Below are 2,884 nucleotides of genomic sequence, written 5' to 3'. Positions count from 1 at the left end.
TCGCCGCTTGGGTCGGTAGCCGTAAAGGTCAACGCTTCTGAGCCGTTCCAGTCTGCGGTTGGAGTGAACGTAGCAATACCATTGACGATTGCCACTTGAATGTTGCTATTACCAGAGACATTAAACGTTAACTCACCATCGGCGTTATCCACATCGCTGAAGGCGGTATTCAGATCGATGCTGTATGGCGTAAAGTCTTCTGCCAAGGTTTGGTCTGCGAGGTTGCTTTCAACCACAGGTGTGTCGTTCACCGCATTCACGGTGACGTTAACCGTTGCTTGGTCGGTCAGCGAACCATCCGTAACGGTGTAAGTGATTTCGGCGTCACCATGGAAGTTCTCAGCCGGTGTAAAGACCAGTTTGCCGTCAACAATTTCAACTGTCCCTTGGTCACTCGGCACAGACGCCGATTGGATAGACAGCGTATCGCCATCAATATCGGTGTCGTTTGGCAGGACATCAATCGTCACTGGCGTATCTTCATCAGTAATCGCCGTGTCATTGGTCGCCACTGGCGCATCGTTCACTGGCGTCACATCGACGTTCACCGTGGTGGACTCCGATACCCCGCCCGATGTAACGATGTACGTGAAGCTGTCTGCCCCGTGGTAGTTGTCGTTTGGCGTGTAAGTGACGCTGCCGTCCGGGTTGACCGAGACCGTGCCGTTGGCTGGACCGTGATTGGTATCCAGCGACACCACTTTGTCGTCGCCTTCAAACGTGTCGTTACCTAAGACCTTAATGATGGTCGGCGTGTCTTCCACAACCGTCGCTTTATCTGCCACGATGTCCGCCACAGGGGCAACTGTGAAGTTCACCGTTTGGCTAACGCTTTCGCCGCTTGGGTCGGTAGCCGTAAAGGTCAACGCTTCTGAGCCGTTCCAGTCTGCGGTTGGAGTGAACGTAGCAATACCATTGACGATTGCCACTTGAATGTTGCTATTACCAGAGACATTAAACGTTAACTCACCATCGGCGTTATCCACATCACTGAAAGCGGTATTTAGATCGATGCTGTATGGGGTGAAGTCTTCTGCCAAGGTTTGGTCTGCAATGCTGCTTTCAACCACAGGCGTGTCGTTCACCGCATTCACGGTGACGTTGACCGTCGCTTGGTCAGTCAGTGCACCATCGGTGATGGTGTAAGTGATTTCGGCGTCACCATTGAAGTTCTCGGCCGGTGTGAACACCAACTTACCATCAACAATCTCGACTGTCCCTTGTGCTTCAGGTACAGACGCTGATTCAATCGACAGCGTATCACCATCAATATCGGTGTCGTTTGGCAGGACATCAATCGTCACTGGCATGTCTTCGTCAGTAACGGCATTGTCATTGGTCGCCACTGGCGCGTCATTCACTGGCGTCACATCGACGTTCACCATGGTGGACTCCGATACCCCACCGGAGGTAACGATGTAGGTAAAGCTGTCTGCACCGTGGTAGTTGTCGTTTGGCGTGTAGGTTACGCTACCATCCGGGTTGACCGAGACTGTGCCGTTGGCTGGACCGTTATTGCTATCCAGCGACACCGCTTTGTCGTCGCCTTCGAACGTGTCGTTACCTAAGACCTTGATGATGGTCGGCGTGTCTTCCACAACCGTTGCTTTATCTGCCACGATGTCCGCCACAGGGGCTACCGTGAAGTTCACCGTTTGGCTAACGCTTTCACCGCTTGGATCGGTCGCAGTAAAGGTCAACGCTTCAGAGCCATTCCAGTCCGCAGTTGGAGTGAACGTAGCAATGCCATTGACGATCGCCACTTGAATGTTGCTGTTGCCAGAAACGCTGAAGCTCAGCTCGCCATCCACGTTATCTACATCGCTGAAAGCGGTATTTAGATTGATGCTGTATGGGGTGAAGTCTTCTCCCAAGGTTTGGTCTGCAATGCCGCTTTCAACCACAGGCGTGTCGTTTACCGCATTCACGGTGACGTTGACCGTCGCTTGATCAGTCAGCGAACCATCGGTGATGGTGTAAGTGATTTCAGCGTCACCATTGAAGTTCTCAGCCGGTGTGAAGACCAATTTGCCGTCAACAATCTCGACTGTGCCTTGCGCTTCAGGTACAGACGCTGATTCAATCGACAGCTTATCGCCATCGATGTCAGTATCGTTTGGTAGGACATCAATCGTGACAGCGGTATCTTCTTGTGTTGTTGCCGTGTCATCGTTTGCCACGGGCGCATCATTGACTGGCGTCACATCGACGTTCACCGTGGTGGACTCCGATACCCCACCCGACGTAACGATGTAGATGAAGCTGTCTGTACCGTGGTAGTTGTCGTTCGGCGTGTAGGTCACGCTGCCGTCCGGGTTGACAGAGACCGTGCCGTTGGCTGGACCGTTATTGGTATCCAGCGACACCACTTTGTCGTCGCCTTCGAACGTGTCGTTATCTAAGACCTTGATGATGGTTGGCGTGTCTTCCACAACCGTCGCTTTATCTGCCACGATGTCTGCCACAGGCGCTACTGTGAAGTTCACCGTTTGGCTAACGCTTTCACCGCTTGGATCGGTCGCCGTAAAGGTTAACGCTTCTGAGCCGTTCCAGTCTGCGATTGGAGTGAACGTAGCAATCCCATTGACGATTGCCACTTGAATGTTGCTGTTGCCAGAGACGCTGAAGGTCAGATCGCCATCCACGTTATCTACATCACTGAAAGCCGTATTTAGATCGATGCTGTATGGCGTAAAGTCCTCCGCCAAGGTTTGGTCTGCAATGCTGCTTTCAACCACAGGTGTGTCGTTCACCGCATTCACGGTGACGTTAACCGTCGCTTGGTCAGTCAGCGAACCATCGGTAATGGTGTAAGTGATTTCAGCATCGCCATGGAAGTTCTCGGCCGGTGTGAACACCAACTTGCCGTCAACAATCTCGACTG

1 protein-coding gene is annotated in these 2,884 nt (G+C 52.6%); it reads right to left on the bottom strand.

The window, feature by feature from the left end; translation table 11 throughout:
- A partial coding sequence (locus R7O03_RS22540; protein ID WP_318132064.1) for a tandem-95 repeat protein occupies nt 1-2,884 on the bottom strand: 2,884 nt, incomplete at both ends.

It is taken from the genome of Vibrio sp. Vb2960 (assembly GCF_033337665.1).
In the GTDB taxonomy this organism is placed as follows: domain Bacteria; phylum Pseudomonadota; class Gammaproteobacteria; order Enterobacterales; family Vibrionaceae; genus Vibrio; species Vibrio alginolyticus.
Note: the sequence above shows the minus strand (reverse complement) of the source record. Positions and strands in the feature narration are given on the sequence as shown.